The 21100-nt window shown below is 67.3% G+C and carries 22 protein-coding genes; 8 read left to right on the top strand and 14 right to left on the bottom strand.

Translation table 11 applies throughout. The features are described 5' to 3' along the window. Positions 1-6: 6 nt before the first annotated feature. The 3 genes from KQ910_RS05345 to fabA are packed head-to-tail and all read right to left on the bottom strand — an operon-like array spanning position 7 to position 2647. Positions 7-858, bottom strand: coding sequence for an enoyl-ACP reductase FabI (locus tag KQ910_RS05345; protein ID WP_216957438.1), 852 nt, complete (start codon positions 856-858; stop codon positions 7-9). 8 nt (positions 859-866) lie between these two features. Further along, positions 867-2114, bottom strand: a complete 1248-nt coding sequence (fabB, locus tag KQ910_RS05340) for a beta-ketoacyl-ACP synthase I (protein ID WP_216957437.1) — start codon at positions 2112-2114, stop codon at positions 867-869. Next, positions 2114-2647, bottom strand: a complete 534-nt coding sequence (fabA, locus tag KQ910_RS05335) for a 3-hydroxyacyl-[acyl-carrier-protein] dehydratase FabA (protein WP_216957436.1) — start codon at positions 2645-2647, stop codon at positions 2114-2116. The genes fabB and fabA overlap by 1 nt, the downstream gene beginning before the upstream one ends. Before the next feature lie 136 nt (positions 2648-2783). Here fabA and irrA point away from each other — a divergent pair, with 136 nt between their 5' ends. The 4 genes from irrA (at position 2784) to KQ910_RS05315 (ending at position 5775) form a co-directional block, all read left to right on the top strand. Beyond that, positions 2784-3191 carry an iron response transcriptional regulator IrrA gene (gene irrA, locus KQ910_RS05330; protein ID WP_216957435.1) on the top strand — a complete coding sequence of 136 codons (408 nt, stop codon included), beginning with the start codon at positions 2784-2786 and terminating at the stop codon, positions 3189-3191. Between the two features lie 127 nt (positions 3192-3318). After that, positions 3319-3738 carry a rubrerythrin family protein gene (locus KQ910_RS05325; protein WP_216957434.1) on the top strand — a complete coding sequence of 140 codons (420 nt, stop codon included), beginning with the start codon at positions 3319-3321 and terminating at the stop codon, positions 3736-3738. A 94-nt stretch (positions 3739-3832) separates the two neighbouring features. After that, the gene (locus KQ910_RS05320) at positions 3833-5191 is read left to right on the top strand and encodes a heterodisulfide reductase-related iron-sulfur binding cluster (protein ID WP_216957433.1); all 1359 of its coding nucleotides are present in this window, start codon (positions 3833-3835) and stop codon (positions 5189-5191) included. Continuing rightward, complete coding sequence (locus KQ910_RS05315) at positions 5188-5775, top strand: DUF3501 family protein (RefSeq protein ID WP_216957432.1); 588 nt, start codon at positions 5188-5190, stop codon at positions 5773-5775. The genes KQ910_RS05320 and KQ910_RS05315 overlap by 4 nt, the downstream gene beginning before the upstream one ends. A 16-nt stretch (positions 5776-5791) precedes the next feature. Here the strand turns inward: KQ910_RS05315 and KQ910_RS27145 are convergent, their stop codons facing one another. The 3 genes from KQ910_RS27145 to KQ910_RS05300 form a co-directional block, all read right to left on the bottom strand. Then, positions 5792-6814, bottom strand: a complete 1023-nt coding sequence (locus KQ910_RS27145) for an energy transducer TonB (RefSeq protein WP_216957431.1) — start codon at positions 6812-6814, stop codon at positions 5792-5794. Positions 6815-6879: 65 nt separating this feature from the next. Continuing rightward, positions 6880-8100, bottom strand: coding sequence for an energy transducer TonB family protein (locus tag KQ910_RS26915; RefSeq protein ID WP_216957430.1), 1221 nt, complete (start codon positions 8098-8100; stop codon positions 6880-6882). 35 nt (positions 8101-8135) lie between these two features. Further along, positions 8136-8615 (bottom strand): SH3 domain-containing protein, encoded by a 480-nt coding sequence (locus KQ910_RS05300; protein WP_229600329.1) that lies wholly within the window; start codon positions 8613-8615, stop codon positions 8136-8138. Between the two features lie 222 nt (positions 8616-8837). Between KQ910_RS05300 and KQ910_RS05295 the strand changes: the two genes are divergently transcribed. Beyond that, entirely contained in the window at positions 8838-9833 is a 996-nt protein-coding gene (locus tag KQ910_RS05295) for a 2-hydroxyacid dehydrogenase (RefSeq protein WP_216957428.1), read from the top strand. Between the two features lie 210 nt (positions 9834-10043). Here the strand turns inward: KQ910_RS05295 and KQ910_RS05290 are convergent, their stop codons facing one another. The 3 genes from KQ910_RS05290 to KQ910_RS05280 are packed head-to-tail and all read right to left on the bottom strand — an operon-like array spanning position 10044 to position 12734. Continuing rightward, complete coding sequence (locus tag KQ910_RS05290) at positions 10044-10913, bottom strand: YihY/virulence factor BrkB family protein (RefSeq protein WP_216957427.1); 870 nt, start codon at positions 10911-10913, stop codon at positions 10044-10046. A gap of 2 nt (positions 10914-10915) precedes the next feature. After that, complete coding sequence (locus KQ910_RS05285; RefSeq protein ID WP_216957426.1) at positions 10916-12322, bottom strand: 1-acyl-sn-glycerol-3-phosphate acyltransferase; 1407 nt, start codon at positions 12320-12322, stop codon at positions 10916-10918. A gap of 25 nt (positions 12323-12347) precedes the next feature. Beyond that, positions 12348-12734, bottom strand: a complete 387-nt coding sequence (locus KQ910_RS05280; protein ID WP_216957425.1) for an MAPEG family protein — start codon at positions 12732-12734, stop codon at positions 12348-12350. Positions 12735-12826: 92 nt separating this feature from the next. Between KQ910_RS05280 and msrA the strand changes: the two genes are divergently transcribed. After that, positions 12827-13489: a peptide-methionine (S)-S-oxide reductase MsrA gene (gene msrA, locus KQ910_RS05275; RefSeq protein ID WP_216957424.1), complete on the top strand. Its 663-nt coding sequence runs from the start codon at positions 12827-12829 to the stop codon at positions 13487-13489. Positions 13490-13639: 150 nt separating this feature from the next. Here msrA and add read toward each other — a convergent pair whose 3' ends face one another. From add to KQ910_RS05255, 4 genes are all read right to left on the bottom strand, one after another. Then, entirely contained in the window at positions 13640-14707 is a 1068-nt protein-coding gene (add, locus tag KQ910_RS05270) for an adenosine deaminase (protein ID WP_216957423.1), read from the bottom strand. 11 nt (positions 14708-14718) lie between these two features. Then, positions 14719-16287 carry an ABC transporter substrate-binding protein gene (locus tag KQ910_RS05265; RefSeq protein ID WP_216957422.1) on the bottom strand — a complete coding sequence of 523 codons (1569 nt, stop codon included), beginning with the start codon at positions 16285-16287 and terminating at the stop codon, positions 14719-14721. A gap of 65 nt (positions 16288-16352) precedes the next feature. After that, positions 16353-17534 (bottom strand): aminotransferase class V-fold PLP-dependent enzyme, encoded by a 1182-nt coding sequence (locus tag KQ910_RS05260; protein WP_216957421.1) that lies wholly within the window; start codon positions 17532-17534, stop codon positions 16353-16355. A gap of 1 nt (position 17535) precedes the next feature. Continuing rightward, positions 17536-17931 (bottom strand): carboxymuconolactone decarboxylase family protein, encoded by a 396-nt coding sequence (locus KQ910_RS05255; RefSeq protein ID WP_216957420.1) that lies wholly within the window; start codon positions 17929-17931, stop codon positions 17536-17538. On the opposite strand from KQ910_RS05255, the gene KQ910_RS05250 reads away from it, so the two are divergent. Then, positions 17930-18679, top strand: a complete 750-nt coding sequence (locus KQ910_RS05250; protein WP_216957419.1) for a M48 family metallopeptidase — start codon at positions 17930-17932, stop codon at positions 18677-18679. The genes KQ910_RS05255 and KQ910_RS05250 overlap by 2 nt on opposite strands. Positions 18680-18752: 73 nt before the next feature. Then, positions 18753-19631, top strand: a complete 879-nt coding sequence (locus KQ910_RS05245) for an FkbM family methyltransferase (RefSeq protein ID WP_216957418.1) — start codon at positions 18753-18755, stop codon at positions 19629-19631. A 142-nt stretch (positions 19632-19773) separates the two neighbouring features. Here KQ910_RS05245 and KQ910_RS05240 read toward each other — a convergent pair whose 3' ends face one another. After that, positions 19774-21033, bottom strand: a complete 1260-nt coding sequence (locus KQ910_RS05240) for an NAD(P)/FAD-dependent oxidoreductase (RefSeq protein ID WP_216957417.1) — start codon at positions 21031-21033, stop codon at positions 19774-19776. Between the last annotated feature and the right edge of the window lie 67 nt (positions 21034-21100).

Raw genomic sequence — 21100 nt, 5'->3', positions numbered from 1 at the left:
GGCGGCCTACTGCTCGCCGCTGGCGCTCGGCACGGCGCTGCCGTCATGCGGCAGGCCGATGGCGTGATAGCCCGAGTCGACGAAGTGCACCGTGCCGGTCACACCGGCGCTGAGGTCCGACAGGTAGTAGAGCGCCGCGCCGCCGACATCGGACAGCTCGACGTTGCGGCGCAGCGGCGCCGCTTCGCGCGAGACGCGATAGACGTAGCGGGCGCCGCCGATCACGGCGCCGGCGAGGGTACGCATCGGGCCGGGCGAGATGGCGTTCACGCGCACGCCCTGCGGGCCGAGATCGGCCGCGAGATAGCGCACGCTCGCCTCGAGCGCCGCCTTGGCGACGCCCATGACGTTGTAGGACGGCATCACGCGCGTCGAGCCTTCGTAGGTCAGCGTGATCAGGCTGCCGCCCTCGGTCATCAAAGGCAGAGCGCGCCGCGCGATCTCGGTGAAGGAGTAACAGGAGATCGTCAGGCTGCGCTGGAAGTTGGCCTTGCTGGTGTCGACGTAGCGACCCTTCAGCTCCTCCTTGTCGGAGAAGGCGATGGCGTGGACCACGAAATCGAGCCGGCCCCATTCCTTCTTCAGGGTCTCGAACAGCCGGTCGAGGCTCGCCTCGTCCTCGACGTCCGCCTCGACGACCACCTTGGAGCCGAGCTTCTCCACCATCGGCAGCACGCGCTTCCCGAAGGCCGAGCCCTGGTAGGTGAAGGCCATCTCGGCGCCGGCCGCATGCAGCGCCTGGGTGATGCCCCAGGCGATCGAGCGGTCGTTGGCGACGCCCATGATCAGGCCGCGCTTGCCAGCCATCAGCCCGGAGACTTTGGGAAAGCCCGAGCCGTCGTTGCGATCGTCTGGCATCGATCCCCTCAGTGATCGTAGCGGGAGAAGAGCAGGCAGGCGTTGGTGCCGCCGAAGCCGAAGCTGTTCGACATCACGGTCTGAAGGCCGGCCTTGTCGATGCGCTGGCGGGCGATGGGATAGCCCTCGGCGCCGGGATCGAGGTTCTCGATGTTGGCCGAGGCCGCGATGAAGTCTTCCTTCATCATCAGCAGCGAGTAGATCGCCTCGTGCGCGCCGGTCGCGCCCTGGCTGTGACCGGTCAGCGACTTGGTCGAACTGACGGTCGGCAGCTTGTCCGGCTGCTTCTCGCCGAACACGGCGCGGATGGCGTCGAGTTCGGTGATGTCGCCCACCGGCGTCGCGGTGCCGTGGGTGTTGATGTAGTCGACCGGCGTGTTGCGGGGCGGGGCGCCCGGAAAGCCCGCGAGGGCAAGCTTCATGCAGCGAAGCGCGCCTTCGCCGGAGGGTGCCACCATGTCGGCGCCGTCCGATGTGGCGCCGTAGCCTATCACTTCGGCGTAGATCTTCGCGCCGCGTGCCAGGGCAGTTTCGAGTTCCTCGAGCACCACGATGCCGCCGCCGCCGGCGATGACGAAGCCGTCGCGGTCCTTGTCGTAGGCGCGGCTCGCGCGCTGCGGCGTGTCGTTAAACTTGGACGACATCGCGCCCATGGCGTCGAACAGCACCGACAGCGTCCATTCGAGCTCCTCGCCGCCGCCCGCGAACATGCGGTCGGCCTTGCCGAGCTGGATGGTCTCGACGGCGTTGCCGATGCAGTGCGCCGAGGTCGAGCAGGCCGAACTGATCGAATAGCTCGGGCCCTTGATCTTGTAGGCAGTCGCGAGGTTGGCCGAGACGGTGCTCGACATGGCGCGCGGCACCTGGAACGGGCCGACGCGCTTGGGCCCCTTTTCCTTGGCGGTGAGGGCCGCCTGCACGATGGCGCCGGTTGTCGGGCCGCCCGAGCCAGCCACCAGGCCTGTGCGCTCGTTGGAGATCTCGGCCTCGCCGAGGCCGGCGTCCGCGATCGCTTCCTTCATGGAAAGGTAGGCGTAGGCCGAACCGTTGCCCATGAAGCGCATGAGACGGCGATCGATCAGCTCCTCGACATTGAGCTTCAGCGTGCCGGCGACCTGGCTGCGGAAGCCGAGGTCGCGATACTCCTGCACGAACTCGATGCCGGACTTGCCTTCCTTCAGCGACTGCGTGACCTCGGCGGCGTTGTTGCCGATCGGGGAAACGATCCCGAGACCCGTGACGACGACGCGCTTCATCAGACTGCCGCCGCGGCGGGAGTGGCGCCGTCCTTGATCAGGCCGACCTTCATGTCGATCGCCTCGTAAACCGGATTGCCGTCCGCCGTCACGAACCCGTCGCCCACGCCCATGACGAGGCGGCGCAGGATCACCCGCTTGGGATGGACGTGATAGGTCAGTTTCTTGACCGTCGGCACGATCATGCCGGTCAGCTTGACCTCGCCCACGCCGATCGCCCGGCCGCGGCCCGGCGCCTTCATCCAGCCGAGGAAGAAGCCCAGCATCTGCCACAGCGCGTCGAGGCCCAGGCAGCCCGGCATCACGGGATCGCCCTGGAAATGGCAGGCGAAGAACCAGAGGTCGGGTTTCACATCCAGCTCGGCGATGATCTCGCCCTTGCCGTACTTGCCCCCGGTGGAGTCGATCTTGACGATTCGGTCGAACATCAGCATCGGCGGCAGCGGCAGCTGGGCGTTCCCGGGACCGAACAGGTTCCCCTTGGCGCATTCGATCAGGTCTTCAAAAGTATAACTGTGCTTCTGCTCGCTCACATTCACCGTCCCGCAGGCCGCCCGGAAAGGGCTTCGCGGCCAGAATAAGGATGCCGGACGCCCGGCGCAAACCAGCCCAGCCTGTCGGGGAGGGCCTTTTCTTGTCTTTTCCTCCCGCTTACATAAGACTGCAATCATGCCAGGCAACAGGCCCGATTTTACCGCCAGCCTCCGACAGGCCGGCCTTCGCCCCACGCGGCAGCGGGTCGCGCTCGCGCGCGTGCTGTTCGAAGGCGAACACCGCCATGTCACGGCAGAGAGCCTGCATGCCGAAGCGAAGGCGAACCGCATGCCGGTATCGCTCGCCACGGTCTACAACACGCTGAACCAGTTCCGCGATGCCGGTCTCCTGCGGGAAGTGGTCGTGGCGCCGGGCCGGTCGTATTTCGACACCAATACCGGCCATCATCACCATTTCTTCGTCGAAACGGACGGTGAATTGCTCGACTTCCCCTCGGACGAGGTGACGATCGCGGGCCTGCCCGCGCCGCCCGAGGGCACCCACCTGTCCCGCATCGACGTCATCGTGCGCGTCCGCCGCTGAATCGGCGCCGCTTGAGAATCGTTTGCAACGTTTAGAACGTTTCTAAGATTCTTGACGTTGTCGCATGGTGTCTCCTAAATCCCCGGGCGAGATTGGCGGATGGGCCGATCGTAAAGGGAGAAGGACCATGGCGAACCTTAAGGGATCCAAGACCGAAGACAATCTGAAGGCTGCATTCGCCGGCGAGAGCCAGGCCAATCGCCGCTACCTGTATTTCGCTCAGAAGGCCGACGTCGAAGGCTACAACGACGTCGCCGTCGTTTTCCGTTCGACCGCCGAAGGCGAGACCGGCCATGCGCACGGCCATCTCGAGTTCCTCGAGGTGAGCGGCGACCCGGCCACCGGCCTGCCGATCGGCCCGACGGACAGCAACCTCAAGGCCGCGATCGCCGGCGAGACGCACGAGTACACCGACATGTACCCGGGCATGGCGCGCACCGCGCGCGAGGAAGGCTTTGCCGAGATCGCCGACTGGTTCGAGACGCTGGCCAAGGCTGAGAAGAGCCACGCCGGCCGCTTCCAGAAGGCCCTCGACACGATGGCGTAAGCCTTCCGGGCTTATCGAAGGGGACCCCGCGCGGGTCCCCTTTTTCTTCTGTCCACCCGCTAACGCCACCCGCCGGCAGCAAAGCAGAACGACCATGCGCGAAGGCAGCCTCGAAGCTCCGATCCGTCACGCCCTCGACTGGCAGAATCCCTGGTTCTGGGACGAGGCTGCCCTCGAGAAGGAAATGGAGCGCGTCTTCGACATCTGTCACGGCTGTCGCCGCTGCTTCAATCTCTGCGACTCGTTCCCCCGCCTGTTCGACCTGATCGACAACGGTCCGACCGGCGAGCTCGACGGCGTGAAGAAGGAAGATTACGCGGCCGTCGAGGAAGCCTGCACGCTCTGCGACATGTGCTTCATGACCAAGTGCCCCTATGTGCCGCCGCACGAATGGGCGCTGGATTTCCCGCACCTGATGCTGCGCCATCGCGCGGTGCAGGCGCGCAAGAAGGGCATCAACTTCGTCGACAAGCAGCTCGCCGACACCGACCGCAGCGGCCGTCTCGGCAATTTCCTCTCGGCTGCCGTCAACTGGGCGACCGACGAGCACAACACGACGGCCCGCCAGAGCATGGAACGCCTGGCCGGGATCCATCACGGCGCCCGCCTGCCGCGCTATGCCGCCGAAACCTTCGAAATCCGTGCGCGCCGCGAAGGCACTGTCCTGAACGAAGCCGCGCCGGCCTTCGGCAAGCGCAAGGCGGTGCTCTATGCCACCTGCTTCGTGAACTTCAACAACACCGACATCGGCGCCGCCGCTCGGGCGGTGCTGGCCAGGAACGGCGTTGAGACAGAGGTCGTGCATCCGGCGTGCTGCGGCATGCCGAAACTGGAGCTGGGCGACATCGAATCCGTCGCCAACGCGGCGAAGGAAGTCTCGGCCGCCCTGCTGCCGTGGGTCGACAAGGGCTACGACATCATCGCGCTGACCCCGTCCTGCGCCCTGATGCTGAAGTTCGAATGGAAGCTGATCTGCCCGCAGGATCCGGCGATCGAGCGCCTGTCCAACGCCACGTTCGACCTCTCCGAGTATGTCGTCGACATCGCCAAGAAGCACGGTCTGGCGCCGGGCCTGGAGCCGCTGGAAGGCGGCGTCAGCATCCATCTCGCCTGCCATGCGCGGGCGCAGAACATGGGGGCGAAGGCTGCCGAGATGCTGCGCCTGGTGCCGCAGACGAAGGTCTCGGTGATCGAGCGCTGCAGCGGCCATGGCGGCATCTGGGGCGCCCGCACCGAGAATTTCGAGACGGCGGTGAAAGTCGGCAAGCCGGCCGCGCAGGCTGCGCTCAAGAACGACACCAGCTTCGTCGCGTCGGAATGCCCGCTGGCGGCCGATCATCTGATGCAGGTCATGGAGATGACCGCGGGCGACACCGCGCCGAAGCCGTCGCGCGGCAGCCATCCCATCGAACTCCTCGCGCAGGCCTACGGGCTGGGAAAGGCCGACCGATGAGCGTCCGCAAGATCGAGGCCTCCGACATCATCGCGATGGCGGATTACGCGAAGCTCAGGGCCGATCGGCGTCGCCAGATCTCGGAGATCAAGAAGAACCGCCGGCTGGAGGTCGGGCCGTTCGCGACGTTCTATTTCGAATCGTTCGACACGATGCTGCACCAGGTCCACGAGATGCTCTTCATCGAGAAGGGCGGCGCCGAACAGCTCCCCGACGAGCTCGCGGCTTACAATCCGCTGATCCCCACGGGCAGCGAGCTGGTGGCGACCGTGATGTTCGAGATCGACGATCCGCTGCGGCGCGCGCGCGTGCTGGGCATGCTGGGGGGTGTCGAGCACAAGGCCTTCATCCGGGTTGGCGGCGAGACCGTCCGCGGCGTGCCGGAAGACGACCAGGAACGGTCGCGCGACGACGGCAAGGCCTCTTCGGTGCAGTTCATCCGCTTTCCCTTCACCGCCGGGCAGGTCCAGGCGTTCAAGAGCGGCAGCGGCGACGTCGTCGTGGGTTTCGACCACGCCAACTACGGCCACATGGCCGTGATGTCGCCTGCCGTGCGCCAGTCGCTCTCAGGCGACTTCGCCTGAAGAGCGATACCCCTCTTCAGTAATTCATCGGCAGGACGAGCACGACCGGATCGCCGCGCATGCCGGCGGGAACAGGTGGCAGCGGCATGGCACGCCGGATCGCCGCCATCTCGGCCTCGTCGATCAGCGGCCAGCCGCTCGAATTGTCGATCCGCAAGTCGATGAGTGCGCCGTCGCGACCGATGGTCACGCGCGTGACGACGCGGCCATGCTGTCCGCTCGCGCGCGCGGCCGCCGGATAGCGGCGATAGGGCTCGATGTGGCGATAGACGCGCGACAGATAATCGTTGCGTGCGCCGCCGTCGGCCATTGCACCCTCCATCGAGCCGCTCGACGGCGGGCCGAGGCTGGAGGTTTGCGGCGGGTAATCCTCCAGCCGTTTGCCCGGTGTCTGGGCCAGGCGCGGCGCCGTCGGCGGGGGTGAGGCCGGGCGGACCTGTGTCCGTCGCGGCGGCATCTCCGCCTGGGGCTCCAGCGTGACCTGCGGTTTCCACGACGAGGCGTCGGTCTGCCAGGTGGCTGCCGTTTCGGCCTCGCTCGGCCTCTCGGGTGCCGCCGTTACCGTTGTCGTCGCCGTCTGCGTCTCGGCCGGCGCGGGAAGCGGCGTCGCCATCTCGGTCCGTGCCGGTGCCGGCTCTGGCGGGGCAGGAGGCACACTGGAAGCCGCGAGCGGTGGAGGCGGCGGTGTTGCCTCGGGGGCCGGTTCGGGTGGTGGAGCCGGTGTCGGTTCGGCGGGCGCGAGGGCAGCCTGCTGGCGGGGCTCGGGTGGCGCTTCAGGCGGCGCTCCCTCCGCGGCTGCTGGTTGATTTTGGGCAGGTTCGACCGAGGAGGACGCGCTCGCCAGCGTCTCGGTGGCGCCGATCGACAACGGCGCCGGCTCCATCGAGATCATGATCGGTGTCTCGAAATGGTCCAGGCGACGCAATGGCTGGGCCCACCACAGTCCCGCGGCGACGAGCGCATGCAGGCCGATCGCCAGGGCAAGAGCTGCCGGCGACATGCGCCCGGATTGCGACCGGATGAAACTGTCGTGGGTCACGGCCCCCGAGTTTTACGTCCGGGCCGCCGTCTCGGCCAGCCGCATCGCCGCAGCCCCGAACGCCGTCAGCGCTGCTGGTGGAAGTTGAAGCTGACGGGAAGCTGGAACGTATGGCGGTCGCCGGTGATGTCGGCCGGCAGCGGCGGATAAGGGCTGGCGCGCCGGATCGTCTCGATCACGCCGCTGTCGAGCGAGGGAAGGCCACTCGAGCGCTCGATGGCCACGTCCAGCAACCGCCCGTCGCGCGCGATCGTCACCCGCGTCAATACCGTGCCGGTCGTTCGAACCGGGCCCGTGTCCTTCGGAACGTAGGGAAACTGCGAGATTCGGCGCATCACCTGCCAGAGATACTGTTCCTGCGCCTGCTTCTGGCCGTACCTGTCGGCGGGATTCTGGAACGTCGGGGAGGATGGCCGGGCGGCCGACTGGGATTCGGCTCCGCGAGCCGGCGGCGCACCGAGGGGCGAGGGCCGCGGCGCCGGCTGGGTGTGGGCAGGCGGCTGCGGCGCCGGGCGCGGGGCCGGCGGTGGGGGAGGCGGCGGCGGCCGGACCGCCTGCTGCGGCGGGGCCGGACGTGGGACCGGCAACGGCTTGGGCACGTCGCGCTCGGTCACGGGCGGCGGCGGCGCCTCGAGCGGTGGCAGGGCCTGTTCCAGGGACGGGGGCGGCGGAGGCGGGGGTGGTGTGGGCTCGGGCTGGGCCAGCGCCTGCTGCTGCTGCGGCGGCGGCTCAGGCTCGGGGCGCCTGGCTTCGGCCGGTGGTTCCGGCTTCGGTTCTGGCTTCGGCTCCTCCTTGGCCTCCGGGCGAGGTTCTTCCTTGCCGGCCTCCTCACGGGAGCCTTCCTGGGCCGTCTTGTCGGGCGTCGGGATGTCTGTTGCCTGCGTGGCCGGTTTTTCGGCGCCGGCGACGTCGCGCGAATCCTTGCTGGGTTCGGCTGCGGGCGGCGGCAGGCCGAGGCGCATCGGTGGCGCCGGGCGGGTGGGCGCCGGCGTGGGAGTCGGGGGCGCAGCCTGGGGCGGTGGTGGGCTCGGCGGCGGGCTGGGCGGAGCGCTGGCGGCCGGCGGTGGGGTGGGTGGCGCCTCGGGCTTGGCTTCCGGGATCGGCGGCAGCGGCGCCGGAGCCTCCATCGAGACTTCGATGGCATTCTCGAACGATTCGACGGGCCGCAGCGGCGAGATCCAGTACAGCGCCAGGCCCACCGCGACATGTAGCAATGCCGTCAGCGCCAGGGCTGCCGGCGGCATATGATCGAAGCGCGCGTAGGTGAGACTGACGTCGTGAGCCACGGTGACCCCGTTTTACGAGGCGATCCGGTCGGCCGCTAGTTGATCGGCTCGGACTTATAGACGCCCCACATGCCGCTGCGCTCGATCCAGCCGCTGACGCCGGAGACCTTCACACGGCACCAGTCGCCGGCGCAGGAGCGGATCTCGCCCAGGACCTCCGGTTCGAGCTTGGCAACGACTTCGGCGGACGAGGCCGGAGTCTTGTAGAGGCTGGTGGTCTTGGCGGAGATGATGAATGAGCGCTTGCCGCTCAGCAGGCTCTGGTGGACCCAGCCACTGGCGCCCTGCCAGTCGCGAATTTTGCGCCAGTTCTCGTACTCGGCGACGATTTCCACGGGCATTGCCTTGCGCTTGAACATCCAGTCGATGGGGTAACGGGAGCCCGGCCCGGTCCTGACATTGACCTCGTCCGAGCGGAGCGACGCGAAGCGGGGGATCGGCAGGCCGGAGCCTTTGCGCTGGGCGGTCGGCTTGTCGGGCGCGGCGAGGGCAGGTTTTCCGCCTGCCTGGGGCAATAAAAACGCCGCCAGAGCAACGGAGAAGCCGCAAACCAGGGCCGACGATCGAATTCCCATCGGCCGTTATATACCTGAAATCTTCATATTCAGCGACAAGTCTTTGAAATGGCGCGACTTTCCGGCGCGCGCTTCCATGGACCCGGTTGCTGGACAAAACGCGCGCGGACTTGGTAATCGGGCTTTGTCACTGTCTCGAGCCAGCGCCGGTCCCATTTTCACATGCCGTCCACCCCGAAGAAAAAGCCGCTGGTGATCGTCACCCGAAAGCTTCCCGACGCGATCGAGACGCGTCTCATGGAGCTGTTCGACACCCGCCTCAACGCCGACGACAAGCCGATGACCGGCCCGCAGCTCGTCGAGGCGGTGAAAGCCGCCGACGTGCTGGTGCCGACCGTCACCGACCGGATCGACAGCCGCTTGCTGTCGCAGGCCGGGTCCAAGCTGAAGCTGATCGCCTCGTTCGGGACGGGCGTCGACCACATCGACCTGGATACGGCCCGCCAGCGCGGAATCATCGTCACCAACACACCGGGTGTGCTCACCGAAGACACCGCCGACATGTCGATGGCGCTGGTGCTGGCGACGGCCCGGCGCATGGGCGAGGGCGAGCGGCTGGTGCGCAGCGGCAAGTGGTCCGGCTGGAGCCCGACCTCGATGCTGGGCGCGCGGTTGCAGGGCAAGCGCATGGGCATCGTCGGCATGGGCCGCATCGGCCAGGCGCTGGCGCGTCGCGCGCGCGGCTTCGGCCTCGCCATCCACTATCACAATCGCAAGCGCGTCCACGGCGACATCGAGCGCGAGCTCGAGGCGACCTACTGGGAGAGCCTCGACCAGATGCTGGCGCGCATGGACATCGTGTCGGTCAACTGCCCGCACACGCCCGCCACATTCCATCTCCTGTCGGCGCGCCGCCTCAAGCTGATGAAGCCGTCGGCCATTCTCGTGAACACCGCGCGCGGCGAGGTGATCGACGAGAACGCGATGGTCCGCATGCTGAAGGTCGGCGAGATGGCCGGCGCCGGCCTCGACGTCTACGAGAACGAGCCGCAGGTGAATCCGAAGCTGCTCGAACTCGATCGCGTCGTGCTGCTGCCGCACATGGGCTCGGCCACGCTCGAAGGCCGCATCGAGATGGGCGAGAAGGTCCTGATCAACATCAAGACCTTCGCCGACGGCCACAAGCCGCCGGACCGCGTGCTGGCTACTATGTTCTAGCGCTTCATGGCAATGCCGCAGGCGGCATTGCCATGAAGCGCTGGCGGGCGGCAGCGCCTTCACAGGCGCGGGAGCCCGCACCGGGCAGAAAAGACAATGGTGCGCAAGCGGGACCGCGCGGGCTCTCGGCGCTTCGCTACGCTGCAGCGCCTGCCGCCCGCCAGCGTGTTCCAGTCGCAATGCCGCCAGCGGCATTGCGACTGGAACACACTAAAGATCCCCCTCCACCATCTCTCTCGCGCGATTGTCGATCAGCACGTCGCGCGTCGCGCGGCCGACCTGGGCGCCGATCAGTATGGTGAGCGAGGTCCAGTACATCCAGACCATGATGGCGGCGAAGCCCGCCGTGGCGCCGAATGCCGAGGTGAGCTGCGTCACCTCGAAGTAGAAGACCAGTGCGCGGTTGCCGGCGGCGAACAGCAGCGCGTTCACCGCGCCGCCGATCAACGCGTAGCGCCAGGGTACGCCCCCGGTCGGCAGCCACCTGTAGATGAGCGTGAAGAAGCCGGAGAGCAGGCCGTAGTGCACCGAGGTCGAGATCGCGGGGCCGATCCAGACGCCGAGCACCGGAAACCTTTCGAGCACGCCGGCATAGGCCGAGACGAGGACACTCGCCAGGATCACGACGATCAGCAGGACGCCCAGCACGATCATCAGCAGGATGGCGAGCATCCGCGACTTCAGGCTGGCCAGCACCGGGTGCACGACCGGGCTCTTGTGGTCGCGCCAGATCGCATCGATGCCGTCGTCCAGTTCGACGAAGACGCGCGTGCCCGTGTAGAGCAGCACGGCCGCGCCGGCGAGGGCCGCGATGCCGCCGCCGCGGAACAGGTCCTCCGAGGCGAAGCGCCGGATGGTGCGCAGCTGGTCCTGCGCCACCAGCGTGCCCAGCGCGTCGAAGATCGCCTCCTGCGCCATCATCCGGCCGACGAACGGCTCGGCGATGGCGATGGTGAAGATCATGATCGGGCCCAGCGCGAACATCGTATAGAACGCCATCGCCGCGGCCGAGGTCGACAGCCGGTTCGTGAAATAGCCGTAGCCGGCCTCGTAGGCGATACGCCAGAGCGTGGTGATCATGTTCAACGCAGGTGAGCAATGGCGTTGGCATAATAAGCAAGAACAGGCCGTTCGGTTGCCACCACCGAAAAAAGCCCCTCGCCGCTCTCCTCGACGAGATGACGCAGCGACAGCATGCGCAGCCCGACATGGAAGGCGTAGTCGCGATCGCCGCGCGGCAGATAGAGCTTGGCCCCGCGGCCTTCGAAATGCGCGACCAGCTCCGAGGCCCTGACCTTGAGTTCGAGTTCGTCGAGCGGCCGCTCGGCTTCGAGCAGCACCGTCGCGATCAGCGATACGGGCAGGACCGGCACGAGACGGGCGATCTCCCCCATCACATCGTTCGCCAGCCGACCGATCGCCTCGAAGCGCTGGTCCTTGTCGAGGGCGCGCAGGTCGCCACCATTTGTCGCGAGCCAGTCGCGCGCCGAGATCGGTGCGCCGAAATTCACGCAGGCATAGCCGAAGCGGAACCAATCTCCCCGCAGCATCAGCCAGACCTGGCTTGCCCAGAAACCCATCGCCGTGCGCGTCGCGTACCAGACCCCGCGCCGGGGCGCTTCCCGGTCGAGCGAGCGCAGCAAGGTGCGGTCCTCCAGAACGCGGTCGTAGTTCAGCGCCACCGGCACGAAGACGATGTCGTGCGTGCCCGTGGGATCGAACGACTTCAGCATGTAGTCGAACAGGCCGAGCTTGGGCTCGCGCAGGCGGCCGTCGCGCGACAGGCCGCCTTCGGGATACATTGCCTGCGCGACACCGGCCTCGGTCGCCATGTGGACGTAGCGTTCGAGCACGCGCCGGTAGATCGGGCTGTCGGAGTTGCGGCGCACGAAATAGGCGCCCATCGAACGGATGAGCTGCTGCAGCGGCCAGATGCGCGCCCATTCGCCGACGGCATAGGAGAGCGCGGTGCGCTCGGCGGCCAGGAAGGCCACCAGCACGTAGTCCATGTTGCTGCGGTGGTTCATCACGAAGACCACGGTCGTGTCGGGCGACACGCCGGCCAGCGTGCGTTCGTCGGCGTAACCCAGGCGCACGCGATAGAGGAAGCGCGCGACGGCGCGGGCGATCGAGTAGCCGACGCGGAAATAGACGTAGGCGTTGAAGGTCGGCACGATCTCGCGCGCGTAGCGATGGACTTCCGTCATCGCGACTTCGCGCGGCACGTTGTGGGTGCGCGCGTGCTCGTTGGCCGCGGCCACCACCTGCGGATCGTAGATCAGCCGGTCGATCAGCACCTGGCGCTTGGTGAGCTGGAACGGCTTGATCTCGACGGCGAGCCGGCGGTTCACGCGGTCGATCAGCCGGTTGAGCCGGCGCCTCAGGAACCAGCGGCCGCTCGGGATCAGCAGCCGGTCGAGCAGCGACCAGAGCGCGAACGCCATGATCGCGACGAACAGCCAGAGCGGAATGGTGACGGGCTCGCCCATGTCCGGCTTCCCCGCCGTTCCCGCGTCAGTACTGCTTGAGGCCCAGGCCGGCGATGGCGAGCAGAATGGCGGATACGCCGAGGACCAGGACGGTCGCCAGGGTGCCCAGCAGGCGGCCCTTCGGGATGAAACCCAGCATGCCGCCCGCGTGCAGGATGCGGGCGACCAGAAGGACCACCGAAAGTCCCGCCACCATGCGGAAGCTGTAGAAGTCGCTCGCCATGTAGATCATCAGCAGGCAGAGCGGTGCGAACTCCATCAGGTTGCCGTGCGCGCGCACCGCCGCCTGCATCTCGGCATCGCCATTGTCGCCCAGGTTGATCCGCTTGCGGCCGCGCATCAGGCCGACATTCACCGTGAGTGCTGCGGCCAGGAGGCCGAGCAACCCGGCACAGACGAAGAATACGGGCATTGGCGGCTTCCCCCGGATGGCCTCTCGATTCGGCGGCATTGTATGGCCATATTGGCCGGGCACCAGCCGTCGAAAGCACCAGGAGCCGCGCCATGTGGCGAATTCTGCGCAAGAAGACCGAGTTGCCGACCGCCGACCGGGCGCTGCCGGGCCGCCCGTCGCCGGACTTCGAGATTCCCGTGATGCACTACGTCACCGGCACCCGCATCCAGCCGCCGTTTCCCGCCGGGCTTGAGCAGGCGATGTTCGGCCTGGGCTGCTTCTGGGGCGCCGAGCGCGTGTTCTGGGAAGCGCCGGGCGTTTATGCGACCGCGGTGGGCTACGCCGCGGGCCTGACGCCCAACCCGACCTACGAGGAAGTCTGCTCGGGCTACACCGGACATAACGAGGTGGTGACGGTCTGGTTCGACCCGGCGAAGACCTCCTACGAGGCGCTGCTGCGCCTGTTCTGGGAGAGTCACGATCCGACCCAGGGCATGCGCCAGGGCAACGATGTCGGCACCCAGTATCGCTCGGGCATCTACACCTTCTCGGAGACGCAGAAGCAGCAGGCGGTCGCTTCGCGCGCCGTCTTCCAGCGGGAGCTCGCCCGCAAGGGCTACGGCAAGATCACGACCGAGATCGTCGATGCTCCGCCGTTCTTCTACGCCGAGGACTATCACCAGCAGTATCTCGCCAAGAACCCCGGCGGCTATTGCGGCCTCGGCGGCACCGGCGTGTCGTGCCCCATCGGGCTGGGCGTCGCGGCGGAATAGGAGTGAGATTTGCCTCCCCATTCAGATGAGGAGGTGCCGCTGTCTTACAGCGGCGGAGGGGTCAAATTCCCCGGCCGCCGCACAGTATGACCCCTCCGTCGCGCTATGAGCGCGCCACCTCCCCATCTGAATGGGGAGGCGACTTGAGACTCAGACCGGCATCGGCTTGTTCTCGTAGCCGAACTCCTTGTCCAGCGCGGCGATCTGGCGGCGGAAGTCGATCCGCAGCCTCGCCTTGTCGCTCTCGTCGAGCCACGAGCCCTCGACCGAATTCAGGCTGAACATCCGGGCCTTGTCGGGGCCCCAGCCGATCGTCTCGAACAACGTGATGAAGCCGTGGCCGAGATTGGTGCCGAACATCGCCGGGTCGTCGGTGTTGATCGTGACGTTCAATCCGGCCTCGACCATGCGCCGGATGCGCTGCGGCCGGTGCGGGCGATTGTGCAGCAGGCTGGTCCAGGCGCAGGGCGTGAAGTAGAGCCCGTCCTTGCGCGCCTCGGCCATCACATAGTCCGAGGCCAGCATGTTGTAGCCATGATCGATGCGGTCGCAGCGCAGCACGTCGCGGCAGATCAGGTAGTTGGTCGGCGGCGCTTCCAGCGGCGTGAGGTAATCCTCGCAGCAATGCGCGGTGCAGCGCAGGCCACCCTTGCGGGCGCGCGCATAGGCCTCGGCGAAGAGGGCCGGCGGGCCGACGCTCTCGTTGCCGTCGAGCCCGATGCCGATGACCAGTTCGTGCGGATTTGCGAGCGCGGTCTCGACGATCTCGACGGCCTGGGCTGGCGAGTTGATCGAGCGGTCGATGCAGCAGATCAGCCGGGCCGAGATGCCGAAGGCGCGTCCCACCCGCTCCACGCCGTCGGCCATGCCGGCCACCATCGACGGATAGTCGATGCCGTTGGGATAGAAGTAGTCGGGATTGAAGAAGAACTCGACGTGCCGCAGGTTGCCGTCACGCTGCGCGTCCTCGCAGTATTCATAGACGGCGCGGCTGAAATCCTCCTGCGTGCGCAGCACCAGTGCCGAGAGCCGCAGGATCTCGAGGAAGCCGTCGAAGTTGGGCCACTGGTAGAGCTGCTCCGCCGGCCGCGGCAGCGGCAGGCCGTACTTCTTCGCCAGCTCGGCGACCGTGGTCGCGCGCAACGTGCCGGCGATGTGGCAGTGCAACTCGGCCTTGGGGATGCGCCGCAGGTAATCTTCGGCAACGGCCTTCGCCATGGTGGCGCTCCTCACTTCTTCTCGATGTTGTAGAGCAGCATCACCGGCGACTTCAGCACGCCTTCGAGATTGTTGCGCCAGGCCGACGGCGTCGTGAACTGCGCCAGCGGCAGGTAGAGGACCTGCTCGTAGGCGCGGGCCTGGATCTCGTTGGCGATGGTCTTGCGGGTGGCTTCGCCGGGGGCGGTGGCGAACTTGAGGCGCAGCTCGTCGGTCTTCGGATCGGTCGGCCAGCCCCAGGCGGAAGCGGGCGGTCCCGACGCGACCAGGAAGGGGTTGCTGAGGGGGTTGCCCTGGTCGGGCACGGAGTTCGTCGTATGGGCGAGGTTCCAGCCGCCCTTGTCGACGGCGCCGGTGTTGAGCCGACGCGTGGCGAAGGTCTGGAAGTCCATCGACACCATGTCGACCTTGAAGCCGAGATCGACCAGCACCTGCCGCGTGACGTTGCCCAGCGCGGCGATACCCGGCGCGTTGGCGACGTGCAGCATCACCAGCGGCTTGGACATGTCGACATTGGCTTCCTTCAGCATGGCCTTGGCGGCCGCCATGTCGAAAGAGGGGATGCCGTCCTTGCTCTCGTAAGGCATGCCGCAGCCGAACATGGCGGCGCAGTCGGTGGCGAACTTCGGGTCGCCGGCGACGACGGCGGCGTACATCGAGCGGTCGACCGCGCGGGCGATCGCCTGCCGCACCTTCAGATTGTCGAACGGCGGCTGCAGGTGGTTCATGCGCATGATCGCCTGGAAGCCGAACTTGCTCACGACCTCGGCCTTGGCGCCGGACTTCGCGTCGAACAGCGGCAGCAGGTCGGCCGGCACGCGTTCGAGATAGTCGACCTCGCCACGGATCAGCGCGCTCACCTGCGTCTGCGCGTCGGGCATGCCCAGCATCTCGACCCTGTCCATCTTCGCGATCTTGCCGCCGGAGGCCCAGTTGGGCGGCTCGCTGCGCGGCTTGTAGTCGGCGAACTTGTCGAGGACGATCTTTACGCCCGGCTCATGCAGGTCGGCGCGGAACCTGTAGGGGCCGGAGCCCACGATCTCCTTTACCTGCTCGCTGCCCGGCGTCTTCGCGATCCGCTCCGGCATCATGAACGGCACGGGCGCACCGATCTTGGCGAGGCTGTCGAGCACCAGGCCGTAGGGCTCCTTCAGCACCAGCTTGATCGTGTTGGCGTCGGTCGCCTCCAGCGAGGCGGTGAACCTGGTCAGGGTCTGGCCCATGCTGTCGCGCGAGGCCCAGCGCTGGATCGAGGCGACGCAGTCCGCCGCCGTGACCGGCTGGCCGTCATGCCATTTCAGGCCAGGCCGTAGCACGAACGAGTAGGTGAGCTTGTCGCCGCTGATCGCATAGCTTTCGACCATCTGCGGCTTCGGCTCGAACTTGTCGTCGACCGCGAACAGCGTGTCGTAGATCAGGTATCCCAGGTCGCGCGTGGTGAAGGAGGTGGTGAAGTGCGGATCGAGGACGCGGCTCAGCGTCTCCGGCGCCACCTTGAGGGTCGATTGCGCCTGTACCGACACCGGCCCGAGCAAAGCGGCGGCAGCCACCGCGGCCAGTTTCCATGAACGACGGATCATCATCTCTCTCCCCTCCGGACTCCCGGGCCAGTCAGCGTGGCCCGGGCAGCAAGCGCCATGCCACGTCAGCGGCGGATGGCAGCGTCGAGCGCTCCGACGAACCGGTCAAGCTCGGCCTCGGTGTTGTAGACGTGCACCGAGGCGCGCATCACGTCCTTCAGGCCGCGTCCCTTGAGATCGAGACGGGACGAGAACTGCGTCGAGACCGAGACGTTGATCCCCTGGTCGCGGAGCAGCTGCTTCAGCGCCACGTGCTCCTTGCCGGCGACGGCGAAGGTGACGATGGCTCCCTTGGTGACGCCGAGGTCGGTCAGGGTCACGCCCTTCACCGTCGCCAGCCGCTCGCGCAGGCCATCGGCCAGGTGGCGCAGGCGCGCCCAGATGGCCGGCATGCCGAGTTCGTTCGCCTGGTCGGCGGCGACCTTGAGGCCGATCACGCCGGCGAAGTAGCGCTCCCAGTTCTCGAAGCGCTTGGCGTCCGGCATCACCGTGTAGTCGTTGTCGCCGGACCAGCGGGCGGCGTGGTTGTCGAGGAAGATCGGCTCGATGTGGGAGGTGCTGCGCGTGCGGGCGTAGAGGAAGCCCGTGCCGCGCGGCCCGCGCATGTATTTGCGCCCCGTGGCCGACAGGAAATCGCAGCCGATCTTCTTCACGTCGACCGGCATCATGCCGACCGACTGGCAGGCATCGAGCAGGTAGAGGATGCCGGCATCGTTGACGATCTTGCCGACCGCTTCGGCCGGCTGGACGAGCCCGCCCTGGGTCGGGATGTGTGAGATCGAGACCAGCTTCGTGCGCTTGTCGATGGCTTGTTCGAGGGCTCCGAGGTCGATCTGGCCGTGCCTGTCGTCGGGGATGACGACGATCTCCGCGCCGGTCTTCTTCGCCACCTGCAGGTAGGAGATGTAGTTCGACGAATATTCGCTGACGCAGGTCAGGATGCGGTCGCCCGGCTTGAAGTCGAGCGAGTAGAAGGCGAGGTCCCAGGCGCGCGTCGCGTTCTCGACATAGGCGATCTCGTCCGCTTCCGCGCCGATCAGTGTGGCGATCGATGGGTAGAGGCCGTCGAGCACGGGCCGCGCCCGGTCCGCCGCCTCGTAGCCGCCGATCTCGGCTTCCAGCTTGAGGTGATCGAGCGTGGCGTCGAGAGTGCGGCGGCTGGGCAGCGAGGAGCCGGCCGCGTTGAGATGCAGCACGTGCGCGCAGCCGGGCGTCTCGGCGCGGATGCGGTCGAAATCGAGGGCCATGTCAGAACTTCCCCTGTTCCTTCAGCACTTCCTCGGCGACGCGTAGCGCGTCGATGGCGGCGGGGAAGCCGCAATAGGCGATGGCGTGGGTGAAGATCTCGCGCAGCTCGACCTTGGTGCAGCCGTTGTTCAGCGCGCCGACCAGGTGGATCTTGAGCTCGTGCGGGCGGTTCAGGGCGCAGAGCATGGCGATGGTGATCATGCTGCGCTGCTTGCGGTCGAGCCCGTCGCGGGTCCACAGCGAGGCATAGGCGAATTCCTCGGAGAAGGCGCGGACCGGACCCCAGAAATCGTTGTTGGTCGCGTCACGCCGGGCGAGATAGGATTCGCCCAGAACCTCGGACAGGACCTTCCGTCCTGCATCGCTGAGCGTCTTGTGAGCCTGTTCTTCGGACATGTCGCCTTCCTCCTGGTTCAGTCGTTTCCTGCCTAAAGCGACGCCGGAGCCCGAGCAACTGACCATTGCTCATGCAGGCGATACGCTGCCCGTCACCTTCGTCCGCAACGCCCGCGCCCGCCGCGCCTCGCTGCGCGTCGATCCGGCCAACCGGCGCATCGTGCTGACCGCGCCGCTGCGCATGGCGCGCGGCACGGCCGTCAACTTCGCCGAGGCGCAGGCCGGGTGGATCGCCGCGCGGCTCGGCCGCCTGCCCGAGCGGCGGCCCTTCGTCGACGGCGCCGAGATCCCGCTGTTCGGCGTGCCGCATCGCGTGCGCCATCATCCCGGCGCCCGCGGCACGGTCTGGCGCGAGAACGGCGAGATCCACGTGGCAGGCCGGGCCGAGCATCTGCCGCGCCGTCTGAAGGACTGGCTGACGGCCGAGCTGCGCGAGCAGCTGGTGCCTCTGGTCCACGCCAAGGCCGCGCGCGCGGAACGGCCGGTGAAGCGCATCACGGTGCGCGACACCCGCTCGCGCTGGGGAAGCTGCGGGCCCGATGCCGCGATGTCCTTCTCGTGGCGGCTGGTCTTCGCGCCGCCCGAAGTGCTCGACTATCTGGCGGCGCACGAGGCCGCCCATCTCGTCCATCTCAATCACGGGCCGCGCTTCTGGGCATTGGCTCGCGCGCTCTGCGACGGGCCGATCGAAGGGCCGCAGGCCTGGCTCAAGAGGAACGGCGAGACCTTGCTGCAGTACGGATCCTGACCGGTGGCCCGGCCCGGTGCGGGGCGGTACACTCGGCCCGCAGGGCAGGGCAGGGAAGGTCGACGGTTCAAAAGTGCTGAGATCTCTACTCACGGTTGGCCGCACGTTCGCCGCCCATCCGATGACGCGCGACAACCAGCTCGCTGCCTGGACGCGGTTCGCCGGCTGGCATCTCAAGAGCCGTCTCAGCTCCGAGGTCGTGGCACCCTGGATCGGCGGCCAGCGGCTGGTCGTCCGCCGCGGCATGACCGGTGCGACCGGCAATCTCTATTTCGGCCTGCACGAGTTCATGAGCATGGGGCTCGTGCTGCATTTCCTGCGCGAGAGTGACCTGTTCCTCGATGCCGGCGCCAATGTCGGCACCTACACGGTGCTGGCCTCCGGCGTTTGCCGCGCGAGGACCGTCGCGATCGAGGCCGATCCCGAGACCGCCCGCGACCTCGCGCGCAACGTCGAGATCAACGGTCTGCAGGCGCTGGTGACGATCCGGGAACTGGCGCTGGGCCCGAGCGATGGCAAGGTGATGTTCACCACCGGCCTCGGCGCCATGAACCAGGTCGTGACGGAGCACCGCGCGGGCATACGCATCGTTCCGCAGAAGACCCTCGACCACGTGGTGGGCGATGCCCAGCCGGCGCTGCTGAAGCTCGACGTCGAGAAATACGAAGACCAGGTGCTGCAGGGATCGATCGAGGTCCTGAAGAAGCCCAGCCTCAAGGTGGTAGCCCTCGAAGCCACGTCCGACTGGTCGCTCAAGCTCTTTGCCGATCTCGGCTTCGAGCGCGCCTTCTACGATCCCTTCACGCGCATCCTGCAGCGCGAGCCCAACACGCTCGCTTTCTCGGACGGCAAGTGGACCCGCTCCAACGAGTTCTTCGTCCGCGACTGGCCTTTCGTCGAGGAGCGGCTGAAGTCGGCGAAGCCTGTCACCGTATTGGGCAAGACTTTCTGAGAGGCAGAATCAAGGATCCTTCGCTACGCTCAGGATGACACCGGTGTTGAAAACTCGCGCGGTGGGCTCATTCAAAAACACGTGTCATCCTGAGCGTAGCGAAGGATCCTTCAATTCGTACGGCACAATGCCGCCGTCGCCGTTACCCGAATCGGCCGGGGTCGCAGGCCTGCAGGGCGCTCGGCAGTTCCTCACCTTCCATCAGGCGCGCGATCATGCGGCCGGTGGCCGTGGCGAGCGTCAGGCCGAGATGCTGGTGGCCGTAGCCGCAATAGACGTTGGCGAGGCGCGGCGCGCGGCCGATGGCGGGGCGGTAGTCGGGGAGGGTCGGGCGCTCGCCGATCCAGCGGCTCTGCTCGGCGCCGCCGACGCCGGGGAAGATGTCCTTGAGGTGCTTCTTCAGCAGGTCGGCGCGATGCCAGGAGGGCGGCTGGTGCGGCGCCGCCAGTTCGACCGTGCCCGCGATGCGCAATCCTTCGGCCATCGGCGTGAAGAACAGGCCACGATCGGGTGGGCTCACCGGCAGGTCGAACCGTACGTTGTCCGGCGCGACCATCACGTGATAGCCGCGCTCCGCGACCAGGGGCGCGTTGAAGCCCAGCAGGCGCGTCAGCTCGCCCGAGGCGCGGCCCGCTGCGATCATCACGGCGCTGGCGGGAATCTCGGAGTCGGTGAGCTGCACCGCCGTCACGCGACTGCCGTCGCGTCGGAAGCCGCGCACGCGGCCGCGCATCACGGTGCCGCCCTCGGCGGTGAAGCGCTCGACCAGTGTCGCCACCACCTTGTGCGGATTGATCGTGTGCGTGCCGTTGGGATAGTGGATGCCGCGCACGATGGTCGGGCTGAGGCCCGGCGCCAGCTCTCGCGCGCGGTTGCCGTCGACGATCTCGAACTCGGTGCCCTTGCCTGACTGCAGGCCGCGCATCTCGTCGGTGCCCTGGAACGAGGCTTCGCTCTCATACACGTAGAGCGCGCCGCGCGTGCGGAACAGTTCGCCGAGGCCCGACGCCTGGATCTCGGCCTTCCACGCGATGTCCGCCTCGAGCATCAGCGGCTTGAACATCTCCTTGCCCTTCTGGACCTCTTTCTGGCTCATGGCCGCGAGGGCAAAGCGCGCCATCCACGGCAGCAGCCACGGCAGGCTGGGCGGATGGACGGTAAGCGGACCGTCCCGGTCCATCAGCATCTGCGGCACCTTCTTCAGGGTCGCCGGCCGGGCGAGGGGGATCAGGCTGTCGACCGACAGGAAGCCCGCATTGCCGAAGGAGGTGGCATTGCCGGGCTCGGCGCTGTCGAGCAGGATGACCTTGTGGCCGTTGCGCTGCAGGGCGCGGGCGGTGGCCGCGCCGACGATTCCGGCGCCGATGACGATGACGGGGTCGCTGGTGACTGATTCGCTCATGGTCCGAGGTTAGCACGGCGGCTGCGGGAGCCCGAGGCGGCGATTGATTTGTGGCTGTGAATCCCTA

The organism is Reyranella humidisoli (assembly GCF_019039055.1).
GTDB lineage: Bacteria > Pseudomonadota > Alphaproteobacteria > Reyranellales > Reyranellaceae > Reyranella > Reyranella humidisoli.
This window is presented reverse-complemented; position numbering and strand designations above follow the sequence as displayed.

Coding starts and splice junctions, on each gene's coding strand:
- KQ910_RS05325 (WP_216957434.1), top strand. CDS start 3,319: ATGGCGAACCTTAAGGGATCCAAGACCGAAGACAATCTGAAGGCTGCA.
- KQ910_RS05285 (WP_216957426.1), bottom strand. CDS start 12,322: ATGGGCGAGCCCGTCACCATTCCGCTCTGGCTGTTCGTCGCGATCATG.
- KQ910_RS05290 (WP_216957427.1), bottom strand. CDS start 10,913: ATGATCACCACGCTCTGGCGTATCGCCTACGAGGCCGGCTACGGCTAT.
- fabB (WP_216957437.1), bottom strand. CDS start 2,114: ATGAAGCGCGTCGTCGTCACGGGTCTCGGGATCGTTTCCCCGATCGGC.
- irrA (WP_216957435.1), top strand. CDS start 2,784: ATGCCAGGCAACAGGCCCGATTTTACCGCCAGCCTCCGACAGGCCGGC.
- KQ910_RS05265 (WP_216957422.1), bottom strand. CDS start 16,287: ATGATCCGTCGTTCATGGAAACTGGCCGCGGTGGCTGCCGCCGCTTTG.
- KQ910_RS05320 (WP_216957433.1), top strand. CDS start 3,833: ATGCGCGAAGGCAGCCTCGAAGCTCCGATCCGTCACGCCCTCGACTGG.
- KQ910_RS05345 (WP_216957438.1), bottom strand. CDS start 858: ATGCCAGACGATCGCAACGACGGCTCGGGCTTTCCCAAAGTCTCCGGG.
- KQ910_RS05280 (WP_216957425.1), bottom strand. CDS start 12,734: ATGCCCGTATTCTTCGTCTGTGCCGGGTTGCTCGGCCTCCTGGCCGCA.
- KQ910_RS05315 (WP_216957432.1), top strand. CDS start 5,188: ATGAGCGTCCGCAAGATCGAGGCCTCCGACATCATCGCGATGGCGGAT.
- KQ910_RS05240 (WP_216957417.1), bottom strand. CDS start 21,033: ATGAGCGAATCAGTCACCAGCGACCCCGTCATCGTCATCGGCGCCGGA.
- KQ910_RS05295 (WP_216957428.1), top strand. CDS start 8,838: ATGCCGTCCACCCCGAAGAAAAAGCCGCTGGTGATCGTCACCCGAAAG.
- KQ910_RS05250 (WP_216957419.1), top strand. CDS start 17,930: ATGTCGCCTTCCTCCTGGTTCAGTCGTTTCCTGCCTAAAGCGACGCCG.
- add (WP_216957423.1), bottom strand. CDS start 14,707: ATGGCGAAGGCCGTTGCCGAAGATTACCTGCGGCGCATCCCCAAGGCC.
- KQ910_RS05255 (WP_216957420.1), bottom strand. CDS start 17,931: ATGTCCGAAGAACAGGCTCACAAGACGCTCAGCGATGCAGGACGGAAG.
- msrA (WP_216957424.1), top strand. CDS start 12,827: ATGTGGCGAATTCTGCGCAAGAAGACCGAGTTGCCGACCGCCGACCGG.
- KQ910_RS05260 (WP_216957421.1), bottom strand. CDS start 17,534: ATGGCCCTCGATTTCGACCGCATCCGCGCCGAGACGCCCGGCTGCGCG.